The 16,640-nt window shown below is 65.3% G+C and carries 12 protein-coding genes; 6 read left to right on the forward strand and 6 right to left on the reverse strand.

What is annotated here, in order from left to right; genetic code table 11:
- Positions 1 to 34: 34 nt before the first annotated feature.
- The 5 genes from rng (at position 35) to tldD (ending at position 8,193) form a co-directional block, all read left to right on the forward strand.
- Positions 35 to 1,504 carry a ribonuclease G gene (gene rng, locus C2U40_RS00115; RefSeq protein WP_011704378.1) on the forward strand — a complete coding sequence of 490 codons (1,470 nt, stop codon included), beginning with the start codon at positions 35 to 37 and terminating at the stop codon, positions 1,502 to 1,504.
- Positions 1,505 to 5,404 (forward strand): YhdP family protein, encoded by a 3,900-nt coding sequence (locus tag C2U40_RS00120; RefSeq protein ID WP_181014902.1) that lies wholly within the window; start codon positions 1,505 to 1,507, stop codon positions 5,402 to 5,404. It begins immediately after the preceding gene.
- A 34-nt stretch (positions 5,405 to 5,438) separates the two neighbouring features.
- Positions 5,439 to 5,759 carry a Dabb family protein gene (locus C2U40_RS00125; RefSeq protein ID WP_104467472.1) on the forward strand — a complete coding sequence of 107 codons (321 nt, stop codon included), beginning with the start codon at positions 5,439 to 5,441 and terminating at the stop codon, positions 5,757 to 5,759.
- A 28-nt stretch (positions 5,760 to 5,787) separates the two neighbouring features.
- The gene (locus tag C2U40_RS00130; RefSeq protein WP_049047580.1) at positions 5,788 to 6,594 is read left to right on the forward strand and encodes a carbon-nitrogen hydrolase family protein; all 807 of its coding nucleotides are present in this window, start codon (positions 5,788 to 5,790) and stop codon (positions 6,592 to 6,594) included.
- 150 nt (positions 6,595 to 6,744) lie between these two features.
- A complete protein-coding gene (gene tldD, locus C2U40_RS00135) occupies positions 6,745 to 8,193 on the forward strand; it encodes a metalloprotease TldD (RefSeq protein WP_171279989.1) in 1,449 nt (482 codons plus the stop codon).
- Between the two features lie 120 nt (positions 8,194 to 8,313).
- Here tldD and C2U40_RS00140 read toward each other — a convergent pair whose 3' ends face one another.
- From C2U40_RS00140 to C2U40_RS00150, 3 genes are all read right to left on the reverse strand, one after another.
- A complete protein-coding gene (locus C2U40_RS00140; RefSeq protein WP_005308127.1) occupies positions 8,314 to 8,517 on the reverse strand; it encodes a hypothetical protein in 204 nt (67 codons plus the stop codon).
- 160 nt (positions 8,518 to 8,677) lie between these two features.
- The gene (locus C2U40_RS00145; RefSeq protein ID WP_181014977.1) at positions 8,678 to 9,394 is read right to left on the reverse strand and encodes a MarC family NAAT transporter; all 717 of its coding nucleotides are present in this window, start codon (positions 9,392 to 9,394) and stop codon (positions 8,678 to 8,680) included.
- A gap of 135 nt (positions 9,395 to 9,529) precedes the next feature.
- A complete protein-coding gene (locus tag C2U40_RS00150; RefSeq protein WP_103829306.1) occupies positions 9,530 to 10,846 on the reverse strand; it encodes an MFS transporter in 1,317 nt (438 codons plus the stop codon).
- Between the two features lie 247 nt (positions 10,847 to 11,093).
- Here C2U40_RS00150 and C2U40_RS00155 point away from each other — a divergent pair, with 247 nt between their 5' ends.
- On the forward strand, positions 11,094 to 11,765 hold the full coding sequence (locus C2U40_RS00155; protein WP_103829305.1) for an ATP-binding protein: 672 nt from the start codon (positions 11,094 to 11,096) through the stop codon (positions 11,763 to 11,765).
- Here C2U40_RS00155 and C2U40_RS00160 read toward each other — a convergent pair.
- The 3 genes from C2U40_RS00160 to C2U40_RS00170 are packed head-to-tail and all read right to left on the reverse strand — an operon-like array spanning position 11,762 to position 16,640.
- Entirely contained in the window at positions 11,762 to 12,892 is a 1,131-nt protein-coding gene (locus C2U40_RS00160) for an HD-GYP domain-containing protein (RefSeq protein WP_045528817.1), read from the reverse strand. The genes C2U40_RS00155 and C2U40_RS00160 overlap by 4 nt on opposite strands.
- A 10-nt stretch (positions 12,893 to 12,902) precedes the next feature.
- The gene (locus C2U40_RS00165) at positions 12,903 to 15,569 is read right to left on the reverse strand and encodes a response regulator (protein ID WP_103850999.1); all 2,667 of its coding nucleotides are present in this window, start codon (positions 15,567 to 15,569) and stop codon (positions 12,903 to 12,905) included.
- On the reverse strand, positions 15,570 to 16,640 hold the full coding sequence (locus tag C2U40_RS00170) for an ATP-binding SpoIIE family protein phosphatase (protein WP_103829300.1): 1,071 nt from the start codon (positions 16,638 to 16,640) through the stop codon (positions 15,570 to 15,572). It abuts the gene before it with no gap.

Genomic DNA, 16,640 nt, shown 5'->3' on the forward strand with positions numbered 1-16,640 from the left:
GCCAGAATTTAAAACTAGAAAGGCAAGGTAACTTATGTCGGTAGAACTGCTGGTAAACGTCACCCCCTCCGAAACCCGGGTTGCTCTGGTCGAGAACGGTCTGCTGCAGGAAGTGCACGTGGAGCGTCAGGCCAAGCGCGGCATCGTGGGCAACATCTACAAAGGCAAGATCAGCCGGGTGCTGCCCGGCATGCAGGCGGCTTTCGTCGATATCGGCATGGACAAGGCGGCCTTCCTGCACGCCTCCGACATAGTGCCGCACACCGAGTGCGTGGCGGTGAAGGAGAAGGAGCAGTTCCAGGCCGGCAACATCGCCGAGCTGGTGCGCCAGGGGCAGGACATCATGGTGCAGGTGGTGAAAGATCCGCTGGGTACCAAGGGCGCCCGCCTCACCACCGACATCACCCTGCCGTCTCGCTATCTGGTGTTCATGCCGGGCAGTGCCCACGTCGGCGTCTCCCAGCGCATCGAGTCCGAAGCGGAGCGCGAGCGCCTCAAGCGCACCGTGGCCGGCTATGTGGACGAGCTGGGTGGCTACATCATCCGCACCGCCGCCGAGGGGGTGGGTGAGCAGGAGCTGGAGCAAGATGCTGCTTTCTTGAAGCGCCTGTGGCGCAAGATCCTGGAGCGCAAGCAGAAGTACCCCCCCTGCAAGATCCTCTACGAGGATCCCAGCCTGGCCTTTCGGGTGGTGCGCGACTTCGTCGGGGCCGAGCTCGACAAGATCCGGGTCGACTCGCGCCAGAGCTTCGATCAGCTCAAGCGCTTCACCGAGGAGTACGTACCTGAGCTTGCCAACAAGCTGGAGTACTACTCCGGCGAGTCGCCGATCTTCGATCTCTACGACGTGGAGAACGAGATCCAGCGCGCGCTGGAGCGCAAGGTGGAGCTCAAATCCGGCGGCTACCTCATCATCGACCAGACCGAAGCCATGACCACGGTGGACATCAACACCGGGGCCTTCGTCGGCCATCGCAACCTGGAAGAGACCATCTTCAATACCAACGTCGAGGCGACGGCGGCCATCGCCCGCCACCTGCGCCTGCGCAACCTCGGCGGCATCATCATCATCGACTTCATCGACATGCAGTCCGAGGATCACCGCCGGCGGGTGCTGCACAGCCTGGAGCAGGCGCTGTCGAAGGACCGCGCCAAGACCAACGTCAACGGCTTCTCCCAGCTCGGCCTGGTGGAGATGACCCGCAAGCGCACTCGCGAGAGCCTGGAGCACGTGCTCTGCTCCGAGTGCCCCGAGTGCAAGGGGCGCGGTCGGGTCAAGACGGTGGAGTCGGTCTGCTTCGAGATCCTGCGGGAGATCATCCGGGTCAACCGGGCTTACGACGCGGATCAGTTCACCGTCTACGCCGCCCCGGCGGTGGCCGACTACCTGCGGGGCGAGGAGTCTCACAGCCTGGCCGAACTGGAAGTGTTCATCGGCAAGCAGGTCAGGGTGGTGAGCGAGCCCCTCTGCGGGCAGGAGCAGTTCGACGTGGTGATGATGTAATTGGTCTATCGCTGGCTGAGTCGGGGCTGGTTGGCCCTCGGGGTCTTCTTCGTGCTGCTGGCCATCCTGGTCAGCCTGGTGCGCTTTGGCGGCCCCTTGCTCAATCAGCACCGGCAGGCGCTGCTCAATACCCTGCTGGCCGACAGCAAGCTGGAGGCCAGCGTCGATCGCATCGGGCTGGACTGGACCCAGCGTGGCCCGGCCCTCGAACTGCAGCAACTGGTGATCGCGCCGAATTCGGGTCGCTTCGCCCTGCGTCTTGGCAAGGTGTGGGCCCACCTCGACTTCTGGCGCTCCCTCAACGAACTCAAGCCGGTATTTGGCCAGCTGATCCTGAGCGATGGCGACATCGCGCTGGATCTGGGCCAGCCTGCGGAGCCGGAAAGCGGCAACGGCAGCGACCAGCAGCAGGCCCTGCTGCGCTTTCTGCTGACCCAGCTCTCCACCTTCGATATTCACGACACCCGCCTCAGCCTCACCACGGCGCTGGGGGAGGTGCGCGCCCTCGACATCGCCCAGCTGCGCTGGCAGAACCGCGGCAAGCGCCATCAGGGGGTCGGCAAGGCCTATCTCATCAACGGGGTGGGTGAGAGCACCCTCGATCTCATCGTCGACGTAGATGCCCCCCAGGTGCGGCTCGATCGGCTCAAGGGTCAGCTCTACCTGGGGGCCCGCCAGCTCGACATCAGCCCCATGCTGGCCCGCACCCACTCAGGGGAGCCCAAGGTGAGCGGCCAGCTCGACTTCCAGCTCTGGAGCGAGTTCAAGGCCGGTCAGCTGGGGGATTCGCTGCTGGCGTTTGGCGACAACTATCTGATCTGGCAGGATGAGAAACAGGGTGATCTGCACCGGCTTGGGCTGCAAGGGGGCAAGATCCAGCTGCGCCGGGACGGCAAGGAGTGGCAGTTTGCCAGCCATGACGTCACCTTCAAGCTCGACGGCAAGCCCTGGCTGCACAGCCGGTTGCAGCTCGAGCGGGTCGGCGATCGCATCCAGGGTTATGTACCGGCCATCGATCTGGACCAGATCGCCAACCTGAGCCAGCTGGTGTCGGGGATCTATCCCGAGCTGACCGAGACCCTCAAGCGCACCCGCCCGACCGGCAAGATCCAGGATCTGATCCTGCAGGCGGATGCCGGCTGGCAGGGGCTCTCCGTCAGTGGCCAGCTGTCCCACATCCGGGTCAACGCCTGGCACGACGTGCCCGGCGTGCGCGACCTCAACGGCGAGTTCTGGCTCACCCCGACCGGCGGTAGCGCCAGGCTGCAATTGGCAAACGATGCCATAGACCCGGCCCGCCACTTCAAGGAGCCGATCCCCATCGACAGCTTCTCGGCGCGGCTCGACTGGTGGCAGGTGGCGCAGGGCTGGGTGCTCTATGGCCAGGATCTGGTGCTGGACAACCCGGACTTGAGCCTCGCCAGCCGCTTTCGGCTCGATCTGTTCGAGCACCCCTTCCTCGCCCTGACCGGTCGCATCGACGTCAAGAATGCGGCCAACGCCGATCGTTACTATCCGCTGCAGGTGATGGACAAGAGCCTGGTGGATTACCTGAGCGGGGCCATCAAGGGGGGCAAGGCCAAGGGCGCTGACCTGCTCTGGTATGGCGAGTTCCGCGACTTCCCCTACCGCAAGGGCGAGGGCATCTTCCAGGTGGCGGTACCGCTGCAGCAGGCCTCCTACGAATTCTTCCCCGGTTGGCAACCGCTTACCGACCTGCAGATCGATCTGTTGTTCCAGAACGCCAGCCTCGACATGAACAGCCGCGCTACCCAGCTCGGCAAGGCCAGCTCCGACTCGGTGCACGCCTGGATCCCGGACCTCTATCCGGGGGCCCACCTCTACGTGGATGCCAAGGTTGAGGGCGAAGGCAAGGCCATCAGCGACTACCTGCAGGACTCGCCGCTCGGCGGCTCGGTCGGTCAGGCGCTGCGGGAGGTGGAGATCCGCGGCCCCATGAAGGGCTCGGTGAAGCTGGATATTCCGCTGGATGGCGAGAGCGAGGTCAAGGCCAGCGGCGATGCCCTGTTCAGCAACAACAAGGTGCGGGTCACCAGCCTGGATCTGCCGCTGGAGCAGGTGCAGGGGCGGCTCGAGTATGACAACGAGCAGACCCGCTTCAGCAACCTCAAGGCGAGCCTGTGGAACCAGCCGCTCACCCTCGACTATCAGGGTCGCCAGCAGCCCAATCGCTATCAGGTCGATCTCAAGTTCAAGGGGCAGTGGGACAGCCGCCGCCAGCGTCAGGACATTCCGGCATTGGACATCCTCAAGGGGCGCGGCAACTGGGCCGGCAGCCTGGGGCTGACCCTGCCAAGCGATCAGCCGTTCAGCTTCCAGCTGGCGCTGGACTCCAACCTGCAGGGCATGGGGCTGGATCTGCCCGCGCCGCTCGCCAAGGGGGCCGGCAGCCGGCTGCCACTCAAGGTGACCGCCCGTGGCCGCGACGGCAGTGCCGACATCCGCGCCGTGCTCGGGGCCGACGTGGATATGCAGAGCCGGCTGGTGTACGGCGACGGCGTGCCCTACCTCAGCCGGGTGCGGGTGGACGTGGGGCAGCCCGGCGCCCGGGTGCTGCGCGATCGGCCCATGCTGCTCGCCATCAACCAGCAGCAGGCCGACGTGGCCGGCTGGCTGGCTCGTCTCAAGCAGTGGCTGCCGGCCAGCACGGCGCCGAGTGGCAATGCGGTGGTGGGCCCCTCTTTCTTGCCGCAGGAGTGGTGGGTGGACGGCCGCCTGGCCCGCGCCGACATCGGCAGCGCCAACCTCAAGGCGGTGCACTTCACCGTAGGGCCGGTCAATCAGGCCACCGAGGTGATGATCGACAGCCCGGACGTGATGGGGGTGGTGCGCCTGCCGGTGTCCGAGCGTCAGCCCATCGACGCCAAATTTGCCCGCATCCACTGGTCCGGCAAGAGTTCGGATCTGAGTCCGGATCCCGATGCCAGACAGGACAGAGCCATCATGGATGCCATCCCCTGGCTCACCTTCAGCTGCGTGGATTGCCGCTTCGGCGAGTTGCCGCTGGGCGAGGTGAAGGGAGAGCTGATCCCGGGGGCCGACAAGCTGAGCCTCAAGGGGCTGGAGATGCGGCTGGCGGGCAGCCAGCTGAACGGCAGTGCCGAGTGGCTGGCCGGGGCGGACGGCATGCAGACCCGCGCCCGCGCCCACCTCAGCAGCAACAACAGCGAGCTGCTGCTCAAGCGGCTCGGCTACACCTCGCCCATCGGCGATGCGCCCGGCAAGATGGCGCTGGATCTGAGCTGGCGCGATGTGCCCTACCGACCGAACGTGCCGACCCTGAGCGGCACCGCCGACTACCAGCTGGAAGGTGGCACCCTGCGCGAGGTCAACGACAAGGGGGCGCGACTGCTCTCCCTGCTCAGCCTGGATTCATTGCTGCGCAAGCTGCGGCTCGATTTTCGTGACGTGTTCGACAAGGGTTTCTATTTCGAGTCCATGTCGGCCTCCGCCAAGATCAAGCAGGGGGTGGTGGACAACCGCGACTTCTACATGAAGGGGGCGGCCGGCAACCTGCGCGGCGAGGGTATCGCCGATCTGGTGCGCTGGCGGCTCGACTACGAGCTGAGCTTCTCTCCCAACCTGGGCGGCACCCTGCCGGTGGTGGCGGCCTTCTCGCTGACCCCGATCACCGGGCTCTACGTGCTGGCGCTCTCCAAACTGCTGGAGCCGGTGGTGGACGTGGTCACCCGCATCGATTTCCGGGTCTCAGGCCCGCTCGACGATCCCAAGCTGATTGAGGCGGGACGGGATCGGGCCCGCATCAAGCTCAATCAGCAGCAGAAGGAGGCGGTCGACGCGGTGGCCCCCAACCTGCCAACGCAGGAGGTGACCCCCTTCCTGCTGACCCCCAAACACGCGGGGCCCGCCCAGCGCTGAACGAGCGGCCCGGCACCATCACAAGGAGTGAGCCATGATCCGACATATCCTGCTGATCGCCTTCAAGCCGGGCACTCTGCCCGCACAGATAGACGCGGTGCGTGCCGCCTTTCTCGCCATCCCCCATCTGGTCAGCGGTGTGCTGGCGGTGGAGTGGGGGCGGGATGACAGCCCGGAGGGGCGGGCCGAGGGCTTTACCCACAGCGTGCTGATGACCTTTGCCGACGAAGCGGCCCGCCAGCGCTATCTGCCCCACCCGGATCACGATGCTCTCAAGGCCATCTTCCGCCCGGTGCTGGAACGTATCATAGTGCTGGATTACACCCTGCAGGCCGGCGATGCGGTCAGCATCTGACGGTGGCAACAACGACAAGGAGCGCCTCATGTGGTTAGCTGCAATACAGCTGGTATCGGGCCGTCGCTGGCAGGATAACCGGGAGCAGATTGCCGCCGAGTTGGCCCTGCTGCCGAGTGAACGGCCGCTGCTGGTGCTGCTGCCGGAGAATTTCGCCCTGTTTGGCGAGCGGCAGGGGTATCTGGACGGGGCCGAGACCATCGGTGAGGGCCCGATCCAGCAGCAGCTGGCCGAATGGGCTCGTGACTACGGCATCTGGCTGGTGGCGGGGGCCATGCCGACCACCATCGCCGGTTCCGATCATATCCACACCAGTACCCTGGTGTTCGACCCCAGCGGCGAGCGCAAGGGCCACTACCACAAGATCCACCTGTTCGATGTGGACGTGGCGGACAATCACGGCCGCTACCGGGAGTCGGAAACCTTCAGCCCTGGCGAGGAGCCTGTGCTGGTGGACTCCCCGTTTGGTCCCCTCGGCCTCTCGATCTGTTATGATCTGCGCTTTCCCGAGCTGTACCGCCGGCTGGCACGCGCCGGTGCCCGCGTGCTGCTGGTGCCTGCCGCCTTCACCGCCGTGACCGGCGAGGCGCACTGGGAGCCGCTGCTGCGGGCCCGCGCCATCGAGAACCAGTGTTACCTGGTGGCCGCCAACCAGGGCGGCACCCACGAGACGGGGCGCCAGACCTGGGGTCACAGCATGGTGATCGACCCCTGGGGTCGGGTGCTAGCCAGCCTGGACAGCGGGCGCGGCACCGTGCTGGCGCCGCTGGACCCCGGTCTTGTCGACGAACTGCAACGCACCATGCCGGTGCTGGGCCATGCCCGTCTGCTATGAATATGTGCAGGTTCGATTCGCCCTGTGGCGGGGGAGTCGGACGCTTGCAAACCCGATGGTGGGTTGGACGTCCGCTGACGTTTCGCCAAGCGAACCCATGGTCTGGGATTTAACCGTTACGACATCTCGCATCGAGAGTGGAGAGAAAGATTGAGTCTATTGAGCCAGGTTAGTGCCTCCCTGTTGGCCCCCCACGACCTCGACGAAGGGCGGCTGCAGCAGTTGCTCGGCAGCCTGATGAGCCATCAGGTGGAGTTCGGCGACCTCTATTTCCAGCGCAGCTGGCACGAGTCCTGGATGCTGGAAGACGGCATCGTCAAGGATGGCAGCTACAACATCGATCAGGGGGTCGGGGTGCGCGCCGTCAGCGGCGAGAAGACCGGTTTCGCCTACTCTGACGAGCTGAGCCTGCTGGCGCTGCAACAGTCGGTGACCGCCGCCCGTGGCATTGCGGCCGCCGGTGCGCAGGGCAAGGTGAAGGCGTGGGCTCGCACCGAAGCCAACCTGCTCTACCCGGCGCTGGATCCGCTGCAGACCCTCGACAAGCAGCAGAAGATCGCCCTGCTGGAGCAGATGGACAAGTTCGCCAGAAGTCTGGATCCCGCCATCAATCAGGTGATGGCCTCCATCAGCGGTGTCTATGAAGAGGTGCTGGTGGCCGCCACCGACGGCACCCTGGCCGCCGACGTGCGTCCGCTGGTGCGCCTCTCGGTGACCGTCATCGCCGAGAAGGGCGAGCGTCGCGAGCGCGGCAGTGCCGGTGGTGGTGGCCGCTTCGGCTACGACTACTTCCTCGAGCTGGACGGACTGGAGAGCCGGGCGTTTGGCTATGTGCGCGAAGCTGTGCGCCAGGCGCTGGTCAACCTCGACGCCATCGACGCCCCGGCCGGCACCATGCCGGTGGTGCTCGGGGCCGGCTGGCCCGGCGTGCTGCTGCACGAGGCGGTGGGCCACGGTCTGGAGGGGGATTTCAACCGCAAGGGCTCGTCTGCCTTTGCCGGCCGCATCGGCGAGCAGGTGGCCTCCAAGCACTGCACCATCGTCGATGATGGCACCCTGCCGGGTCGGCGCGGCTCCGTCTCCATCGATGACGAGGGGACGCCGGGCGGCTACAACGTGCTGATCGAGAACGGCATCCTCAAGGGCTATCTGCAGGACAAGCAGAATGCCCGTCTGATGGGCGTGCCGCTCACCGGCAATGGCCGCCGCGAATCCTACGCCGCCCTGCCGATGCCGCGCATGACCAACACCTACATGCTGGCGGGTCAGTATGATCCGGCCGAGATCATCGCCTCGGTGAAGAAGGGGATCTATGCCCCCAACTTCGGCGGCGGTCAGGTGGACATCACCTCCGGCAAGTTCGTCTTCTCCGCCTCCGAGGCCTACCTCATCGAGGATGGCAAGATCACCGCCCCCATCAAGGGGGCGACCCTGATCGGCAACGGCCCCGAGGCGATGAGCCAGGTATCCATGGTGGGCAAGGATCTCGCGCTGGATCGCGGGGTCGGGGTCTGTGGCAAGGAGGGGCAGAGCGTGCCGGTCGGTGTCGGCCAGCCCACCCTCAAGCTGGATCAGCTCACCGTGGGCGGCACCCAGTAAGGGAAGCGAGCGGTACTCCCGTGATCGCCAAACCCCGGCCAAGTGCCGGGGTTTTGCTATCCGGGGTCATGGGAAACAAAAAGCCCCGGCAAGTGCCGGGGCTGCAGATACGGGGCTCGGTCAGTTGACCGAAATGGCGCGGGCGTCGATGAAGAAGCGCGCGTTGCCTTGTTGATCGACCCTGATCTGGGCAACCAGACGATCGCTCTGCTTGTACTCCCACCGGCTCTTGATCCGGGTCAGAGCGGGGCTGGCGGCACCGACCACGTTCAGATATTCATGAAACAGGCTGTAGCTTCCAATCTCGGTCAGCATCTTTTCCATTTGCACATCTCCTGAAGTGAGTGGGTGTCCATCCATAAACCTACCAAGCACTCTCTGAATCGAATCTGTATGAAAAACACACTAACTCATTTATGTGTCAACAACATGATCAGGCGCAAGATCAGCGACGATTCCTGCGCTTTTATGACACCGTTTTCAGTCAGGGCTGGCGCGGGTCCGGCAATTGATCAAGAGCGCCGGATACGTGTGGCAACGCGGGGGCCGTTTGTGCCGCCGGCGCACCGTGGAACACCGGATCCTGCGCCACTTCCTTGATGCCGTTGATGCAGAACTGCATACCCATGCAAACCAGCAAGAAGCCCATGATCCGGGTCATGGCATCGATGCCGGTGGCGCCGAGGATCTTGCAGACCGGATCCGCCAGCTTGAGCACCCCCCAGCTGAGCAGGCTCATCAGGGCGAAGGCGGTGACCATGGCGACATAGATGGTGAAGCGGTTGTATTCGTCCGGCAGCTCGGCGATCTGGGCGGCGCCGCTGATCACCAGCGCCATGGTGCCCGGCCCGCACATGCTGGGCATGGTGAGCGGCACGAAGGCGATGCTCTGGTTGATGTCGACCCCGGCCGCCTGGCTCGGTGCCGGGAACAGCATGCGAAAGCCGATGAAGGCGATGATGAGACCGCCAGCCAGACGCAGGCCGGGAATGGAGATCCCGAACAGATCCAAGATGGAGGAGCCGATGAAGAAGCTGACGCAGAGGGTGCAGAACAGATAGATGGCGGCCAGGTTGATCTGGCGGCGCACGTGCTCGCGCGACATGCCCTTGCTCAGCCCCAGCAACAGGGTGGCCGTGGTGGGCGGGTTGACCATGGGCAGCAGCGCCAGCAAGGCGAGAAATACGACCTGAAAGAACATCATGAACCTCGGATGACTAGGGTGGAGGAGTGTCCCGGGCCGTCGATGGGCCCGAGAGGGAGGCTATCTTATGTCGGCCGGGCTGAACACCAGCCATATGAAAAAAGCCCTGCACTGGGCGGGGCTCGGAATGGTTCAGGCGGCCTGCGGCGCGCTCTGGCGCTGGCTGCGCTGCTGCAGCCAGAGCAGCAGGCCGAGCACGAAGCCGAGCGCAGCCAGGCTGACCACGTAGTGGGAGGGGGCCAGCACGTCCTCCTTCATCCAGAGCGTGACCAGCATGGGCGTCAGGCCGCCGAAGATGGCGTAGGCCACGTTGTAGGAGAACGACAGTCCGGAGAAGCGCACCACCGCCGGGAAGGCGTTGACCATGACGTAGGGCACGGCACCGACGATCCCCACCGAGAAACCGGCCAGCGCATAGAGCGGCACCAGCTGGCTGGTGTCGGTCGCCAGCCCGTGATAGAAGGCGTAGCTGGCGCCGGCCAGCAGCAATGAGCCCAGCATGAAGGTGGGGCCGCTGCCGAGGGCGTCGATCAGCCGGCCATAGACGATGCAGCCGAAGGTGAGCGCCAGAATGGCCAGCGAGTTGGCGGTCAGCGCATCGGCCGGGCTGATGCCGTGCACCTTCTGCAGGTAGGTGGGGGTCATCAGGATCACCACCACTATGCCGGCAGAGAGCAGCCAGGTGAGCAGCATGGAGACCACGACGCTGCTCTTGTGGCTGCGCAGCACCGTCTTGAGCGGCAGCTCTTCCGCCAGTGCCTTGTTGGCCTGCATCTCGGCAAAGACCGGGGTCTCGTGCAGCCAGCGGCGCAGGTACATGGCGACGATGCCGAATGCCCCGCCGAGCACGAAGGCCAGCCGCCAGCCCCAGTCACTCACCTCGCTCGGGCTCATGCCGCGGTTGATGGCGGTGGCCACCAGGGAGCCGAGCAGGATGCCGGCGGTCAACCCGGCGGTGAGGGTGCCGCAGGCGACACCGACCCGGCGGGCCGGCACGTGCTCTGCCACGAACACCCAGGCACCGGGCACTTCACCGCCGATGGCGGCTCCCTGCAGGATCCGCAACAGCAGCAACAGCAGGGGCGCGGCGATGCCGAGGGTGGCATAGGTGGGCAGCAGGCCGATCAGCAGGGTCGGCAGTGCCATCAGCAGTATGCTGAGGGTGAACATCCGCTTGCGACCGATGAGATCGCCGAAGTGGGCCATGATGATGCCGCCCAGCGGGCGGGCCAGATAGCCGGCGGCGAAGATGCCGAAGGTCTGGAACTGGCGCAGCCACTCGGGAATGTCGGCCGGGAAGAACAGCTCGCCGATCACCACGGCGAAGAAGACGAAGATGATAAAGTCGTAAAACTCGAGGGCTCCGCCGAGGGCGGCCAGGCTCAGGGTCTTGTAATCCTGTCGGTTGAGGGGACGGCTGTGGTCGTAAGCTGGTGTGACTGTCGTCATATCCTTATGTTTCCCATCGTTTTTTTAGTTATTGTTCCCCCATCCTTGCAGGGGACACGCTCATTACCGAGGGTATGCTTTTGCATCCCGTGATGTAAATCGCACAATTCGCAACACTGTCTTGCCGCTTTTTGGTGCAGTGAGACGGAGCGACACGCTCAAGCGCCGGGCTCCTCGCCCGGACGAATAATCGGGACGATGGCCGGCGCCTTGCCGGCTCCGACCTCAAGATAGCTGGAGAAATCATATGAAGACCAAGGTGCTGCTCTCCTGGAGCAGCGGCAAGGACAGCGCCTGGGCGCTGCACGCACTGCGGCAGGATCCGGCCATTGAGGTGGTGGGACTGTTCACCACCCTCAACCAGGCGTTCGAACGGGTGGCCATGCACGGGGTGCGCAAGCAGTTGCTGCTGGCGCAGGCCGAGTGCGTGGGCTTGCCGTTGACCACCATCGACCTGCCCTGGCCCTGCAGCAATGAAGACTACGCCCGCATCATGACCGACTTCATCGCAGAGGTGGTGGCGCAGGGGATCCGCCACATGGCGTTTGGCGATCTCTTCCTCGAGGATGTATGCGCCTATCGGGAGCGGCAGCTGGCGGGGACGGGGATCACGCCGCTGTTTCCGCTGTGGGGCAGCAAGACCGACGAGCTGGCTGGCGAGATGATGGCGGCAGGGCTCAGGGCCAGGATCAGCACTCTGGATCCGCGCAAACTGCCTGCCACTCTCGGCGGGCATGAGTTTGACGCGGCCTTGCTGGCGGCCCTGCCCGCCGGAGTGGACCCCTGCGGCGAGAACGGCGAGTTTCATACCCTGGCCTGGGACGGTCCCATGTTCCAGCGGCCGCTGGCCATCCGGGTGGGGGAGACGGTGGAGCGGGACGGCTTCGTCTTCACCGATCTGCTGCCCGCCACCGCCTAGTCGCGGTTGGACTCCCGCTCGCCCTTGTCGTCGTTGTAGCGCAGGGCGATCTCGTTGAACTGCTGGTGGATGCGGGCAAAGGCATCCGTGATGTCGGGATCGAAGTGATTGCCCCGCCCCGCCAGTATGATGGGAACCACCTCCTGGTGGGACATGGCGGCCTTGTAGCAGCGCTTGCTGATGAGGGCGTCGTATACGTCGGCCAGCGCCATCAAGCGGGCCGAGAGGGGGATCTCGTCACCGATCAGGCCATATGGGTAGCCGGTACCGTCCCACTTTTCGTGGTGGTAGCAGGCGATCTCCTTGGCCAGCCGCAGAAACTCCACCTCCACTCCCAGCGCCTCCTCGGCGTGGACGATGGCCTCCTTGCCGAGAATGGAGTGGTGCTTCATCTGGGCAAACTCGTCCGCATCCAGCTTGCCGGGCTTGAGCAGGATCCGATCCGGCACGCCGACCTTGCCGATGTCGTGCAGCGGGGCCGATTTGAACAGCAGATCGATGGTCTTGGGAGTCAGCTCGGCACGAAAGCGGGGGTGCTCGCAGAGGGTCTCCGCCAGCAGCCGCACATAGTGCTGGGTGCGCAGAATATGGTTGCCGGTCTCGTTGTCGCGGGTTTCGGCAAGCGAGGCGAGGGAGTGGATGGTGATGTTCTGGATCAGTTCGTTCTCCCGGGTGCGCCGCTCCACCTCTTGCTCCAGAAAGGCGTTCTGGTCGTGCAGCAGATCCCGCGCCGCTTTCAGCTCCAGGTGGTTTCTGACCCGGGCCAGCACGATGGCGGGGGTGATCGGTTTGTGGATGTAGTCGACGGCTCCCAGCGCCAGGCCGTGCGCCTCCGCACTCTCCTCCACCTTGGCGGTCAGGAAGATCACCGGGATCTCCCGCGCCTGCGGCATCTCCTGCAGCGCCTGCATCACCTGATAGCCGTCCATCTGGGGCATCACCACGTCGAGCAGGATCAGGTCCACCCGGGTGCCGGCCGAGAGGATCTCCAGCGCCCGCTGGCCGCTGATGGCGACCTTGACCCGGTAGTGGGGGCTGAGCAGGGCGCTGAGCAGGGAGAGATTCTCCGGTGTGTCATCGACCACCAGCAGGGTGGGTTTGGTATCGGGATCCAGCAAGTTGAGCATGATGGTGGCCTCACTCTTGGTTGAACAGATCGGGTCTGAGGGCCCGGACTTGTTGCAGATGTGCCAGGGCGTCGGCGAAGCGAAAACGGGTCATGGCATCGTGCATGGCCGGTGCCGCCTCGCCCAGCAGGGGGGCGAGCCTGGCCTGATTGCGCTGGAACAGGATGAAGGCTTCCGCATCGTCTTCCAGCAGCAGCCCGGTCAGCTGGTGCAGCAGGGGGGCCAGCTCGGCGGGGGTTGCCTCCGGCAAGCCGGGGGCGGCAGGGGCCGGCAGCAGTGTCAGCAGGCCGGCGGCCAGTTGTTGCTGCTGTTGCAGCCCCAGTTCGGCCAGCGGCAGCAGGCTGGTGGCATCGTCTCCCCGGGCGAGGGCGCTCTCCAGCCGGGCCGAGACCTCCTGCAGCGACCCGGCCCCCAGGGTTGCGGCTATGCCCTTGAGGGTATGGGCCTGTCGATGCGCTTCTTCCCGGTCATTCGCCTGCAAGGCGGCCAGCAGGCTTTCCATCGGCTGGCTCCCCTGGCGGGCGAAACGTTGCAGCAGATCCCGATACCACTCCCAGTTGTGCATCAAGCGTTGCAGGGCGGTTTCGGCGTTGAGGCCGAGCGCCCGCAGCTGTGGCAGCAAGGCGGTGGCGGGGGATGCGCGCGAGGCAGTGAGTCTGCTGCTGACCTCGCGGCTGAAGGAGGTGGCCCAGCGCTGCAGGGCCGCATACAGCCTGTCGGGGTCGATGGGCTTGGCGATGTGATCGTCCATCCCGGCAGCGAGGCAGCGTTCGCGATCACCGGCCATGACGTTGGCCGTCATCGCCAGGATCGGGGTGTGTTGTCCGACGTCTTCCCGCTCGCGCAATAACCGGGTGGCGGCCAGGCCATCCATCACCGGCATCTGCATGTCCATCAGGATCAGGTCGTAGTGGGTCTGGGCCACCATCTCCAGCGCGATGGCGCCATTACCGGCGATGCTGACATCGGCGCCGACCGCCCGCAGCAGCTCCAGCGCCACCTGCTGGTTGAGCTCGTTGTCTTCCGCCAGCAGGATCCTGAGCCCGTCGAAGCGGTAGTGATGGGTAGCCTGGGGTGGTTTGAAGGTGAGGGGGCTTGCTTGCTGGCCGAACAGGCCGATGACGGTATCAAACAGCACGGAGGCGCATACCGGCTTGACCAGCACCCGATCAAAGCCGGCGGTATCGGCCTGGCGAAAGACCTCCTCCCGTCCGTAGCCGGTCACCATGACCCGGTAGGGACGCTGGCCCATGCCGCGGGCGATGAGGCGGCGACCGGTCTCGATGCCATCCAGCCCCGGCATGTGCCAGTCCAGCAATACCACTTCGTAGGGCTGCCCCTCCTGCTCGGCACCGGCGATCATCTGCAGTGCCTGCTGGCCCGATTCGGCGGTGTCCACCACAAAGCTCATGCTGCGCAGCAGGGCGGCCATGATGGTGCGGGCGCTGGCACTGTCGTCGGCCACCAGCATGCGGCGCCCGCGCAGATCCAGGCTCGGCAGATAGCGGGATCTGCGTCTGCCCCGGCCGAGTCGGGCGGTAAACCAGAAGGTGCTGCCCTGGCCCGGTTCGCTCTGTACCCCCACCTCGCCGCCCATCAGCTCCGCCAGCTTGCGGGAGATGGCGAGGCCGAGGCCGGTGCCGCCGTACTTGCGGGTGGTGGAGCTGTCCGCCTGCTGGAATGACTGGAACAGCCGCTGCTGCTGCTCCTGGCTCATGCCGATCCCGGTGTCCTGTACCGAGCAGTGCAGCAACACCTCCTGGGATTGTTTCTCCAGGCAGCTGACCTTGACCAGGATCTCCCCCTGCTCGGTGAACTTGACCGCGTTGTTGGCGTAGTTGATCAGGATCTGGCCGAGGCGAAGGGGGTCGCCATAGAGCAGGGTATCGAGCTGGTGATCGACCTCGAACAGCAGCTCTATGCCCTTGGCCTCTGCCTTTTCACCCACCAGGGTGGCCAGATTCTCCAGCACATGGTCGAGATCGAACTCGATCCGCTCCAGATCCAGTTTGCCGGCCTCGATCTTGGAGAAGTCGAGGATGTCGTTGATGATGCCGAGCAGATGCTGGGCCGAACGCTGGATCTTGCTGACGTAGTCGAACTGCTGCGGATCGAGCCGGGTCTGCAGGGCGAGATGGGACATGCCGAGGATGGCGTTCATGGGGGTGCGGATCTCGTGGCTCATGTTGGCGAGAAAATCGCTCTTGGCCCGGGTCGCGCCCTCCGCCAGCTCATAGGCGACTTCCAGCTCCTGGTTCTTGGCCTGCATCACCGCAAACAGCTCGTCCCGGGTCGGTTCGGCGAACTGCTGCTGCATCTGTTGCAGCAGCGGTTCATCAGGCCAGCGGGGCAGGCGGTAGACCAGGGCGATGGCGTTGTCCGCGTGGGCTACCAGCCGGATGCCACGTGAATGGCGGCCGTCCGGCTCGGGGGCAATAGGGGCATCAGCCGAGAGCGAGAGCCACAACTCCTGCGCGTGTGGCTCCAGCCACACCTGCAGTTGCAGCGGCTCAGCGTTCGCCACCAGTTGGCGTACCAGCTCGGAGGTAGCGCCTGCCAGCGGTGCCACGAAGGTGGGGCTTCTGTCGAGGCAGGTGAGTACCTGGATCACCTTGCGCCGGGCGGTGAGTGCCGCCGCCGGGCCTGACAGCAGGGTTTCGCCGATCAGTTGCCGCATCTAGTTTTCCTCCCCTGCCTGCACCCGCAGCACGATGCAGCTGGCGTCGTCGGTGCTGCGGCCACTGTGGGCGATCACCTGGCGTGCCAGCTGGGCGGGTTCGGCGGTCAGATCCAGCGCACCGTCGCGCAGGTTGAGGGATTCGCTGATACCGTCCGAATAGAGCATCACCACGTCCCCCGCGACGAGTGGCTGGCGCTGCAGCAAGGGGGTGGGAAAGCGCTCTCCCAGCACCCCATCGCGGGAGATGCCGCGCCAGGGCTCGCGGCCACGCAGGCAGATGCGGGTATTGCCGATGCCGGCATAGCTCAGCTCACCTTGCTCGCCGTTGACCAGGGCCACGCCGGCGGCGGCGCCCCGGGTACCGATGCAGTGCTGGTGCAGCAGTTGCAACAGGCGGGCCGGTTCCTGCTCGTGAGTTTGCTGCAGTGCCGCCTCCAGCACCTGTACCAGCTTGTTGGCCGAGGCGCCGTGGCCGCTCACGTCGATCAGGATCAGCGATACCCCCTCCGGCCCCGGCCGGATGAAGGCCAGATCACCGGAGACTCGTTCCGGATAGCAGGGGCGGTTCTCGCTGGCCCATGCCAGTTGCAGGCCGGCGTGCAGCTGGCCGGCACAGGCGAGGGGGGGGATTTGCCTGGATACCAGAGGGGCCGCGCCGAGCCACTTGCGGGCCTGCACCAGAGTCCCCCCTTCCGGCGGGGTACTGATGGTGAGCTCTGACATCATGCGGCGCACGCCGGGCAGGCCCAGGCCCAGGGTGCCCGAGGTGCTGTAGTGATCCTGCATGGCCTGATGCACGTCCCCAATGCCGGGGCCCTGATCGCGGGCGACGATGTCGATGCAGGGGCGCCCTCTGGGATGGTGGAGGGTGAGGGTGATCTCCCCCCGTTCGGCGTATTTCAGGATGTTGCTGCCAAGCTCGGAGACCACGGTGGAGAGCATGGCACGGTCCACCTCGGACAGGTTGGCGATGAAGGGGAGGCGGCGTACCGCCATCACCGTCAGGTGCAGGTCGATGTCGTGGCGCAGCGGGTAGCTGGCCTCTTGAACGCTCTGTTCCAACTGCAT

Source organism: Aeromonas sp. ASNIH4 (genome assembly GCF_002934425.1).
GTDB classification, from domain to species: Bacteria; Pseudomonadota; Gammaproteobacteria; order Enterobacterales; family Aeromonadaceae; genus Aeromonas; species Aeromonas hydrophila.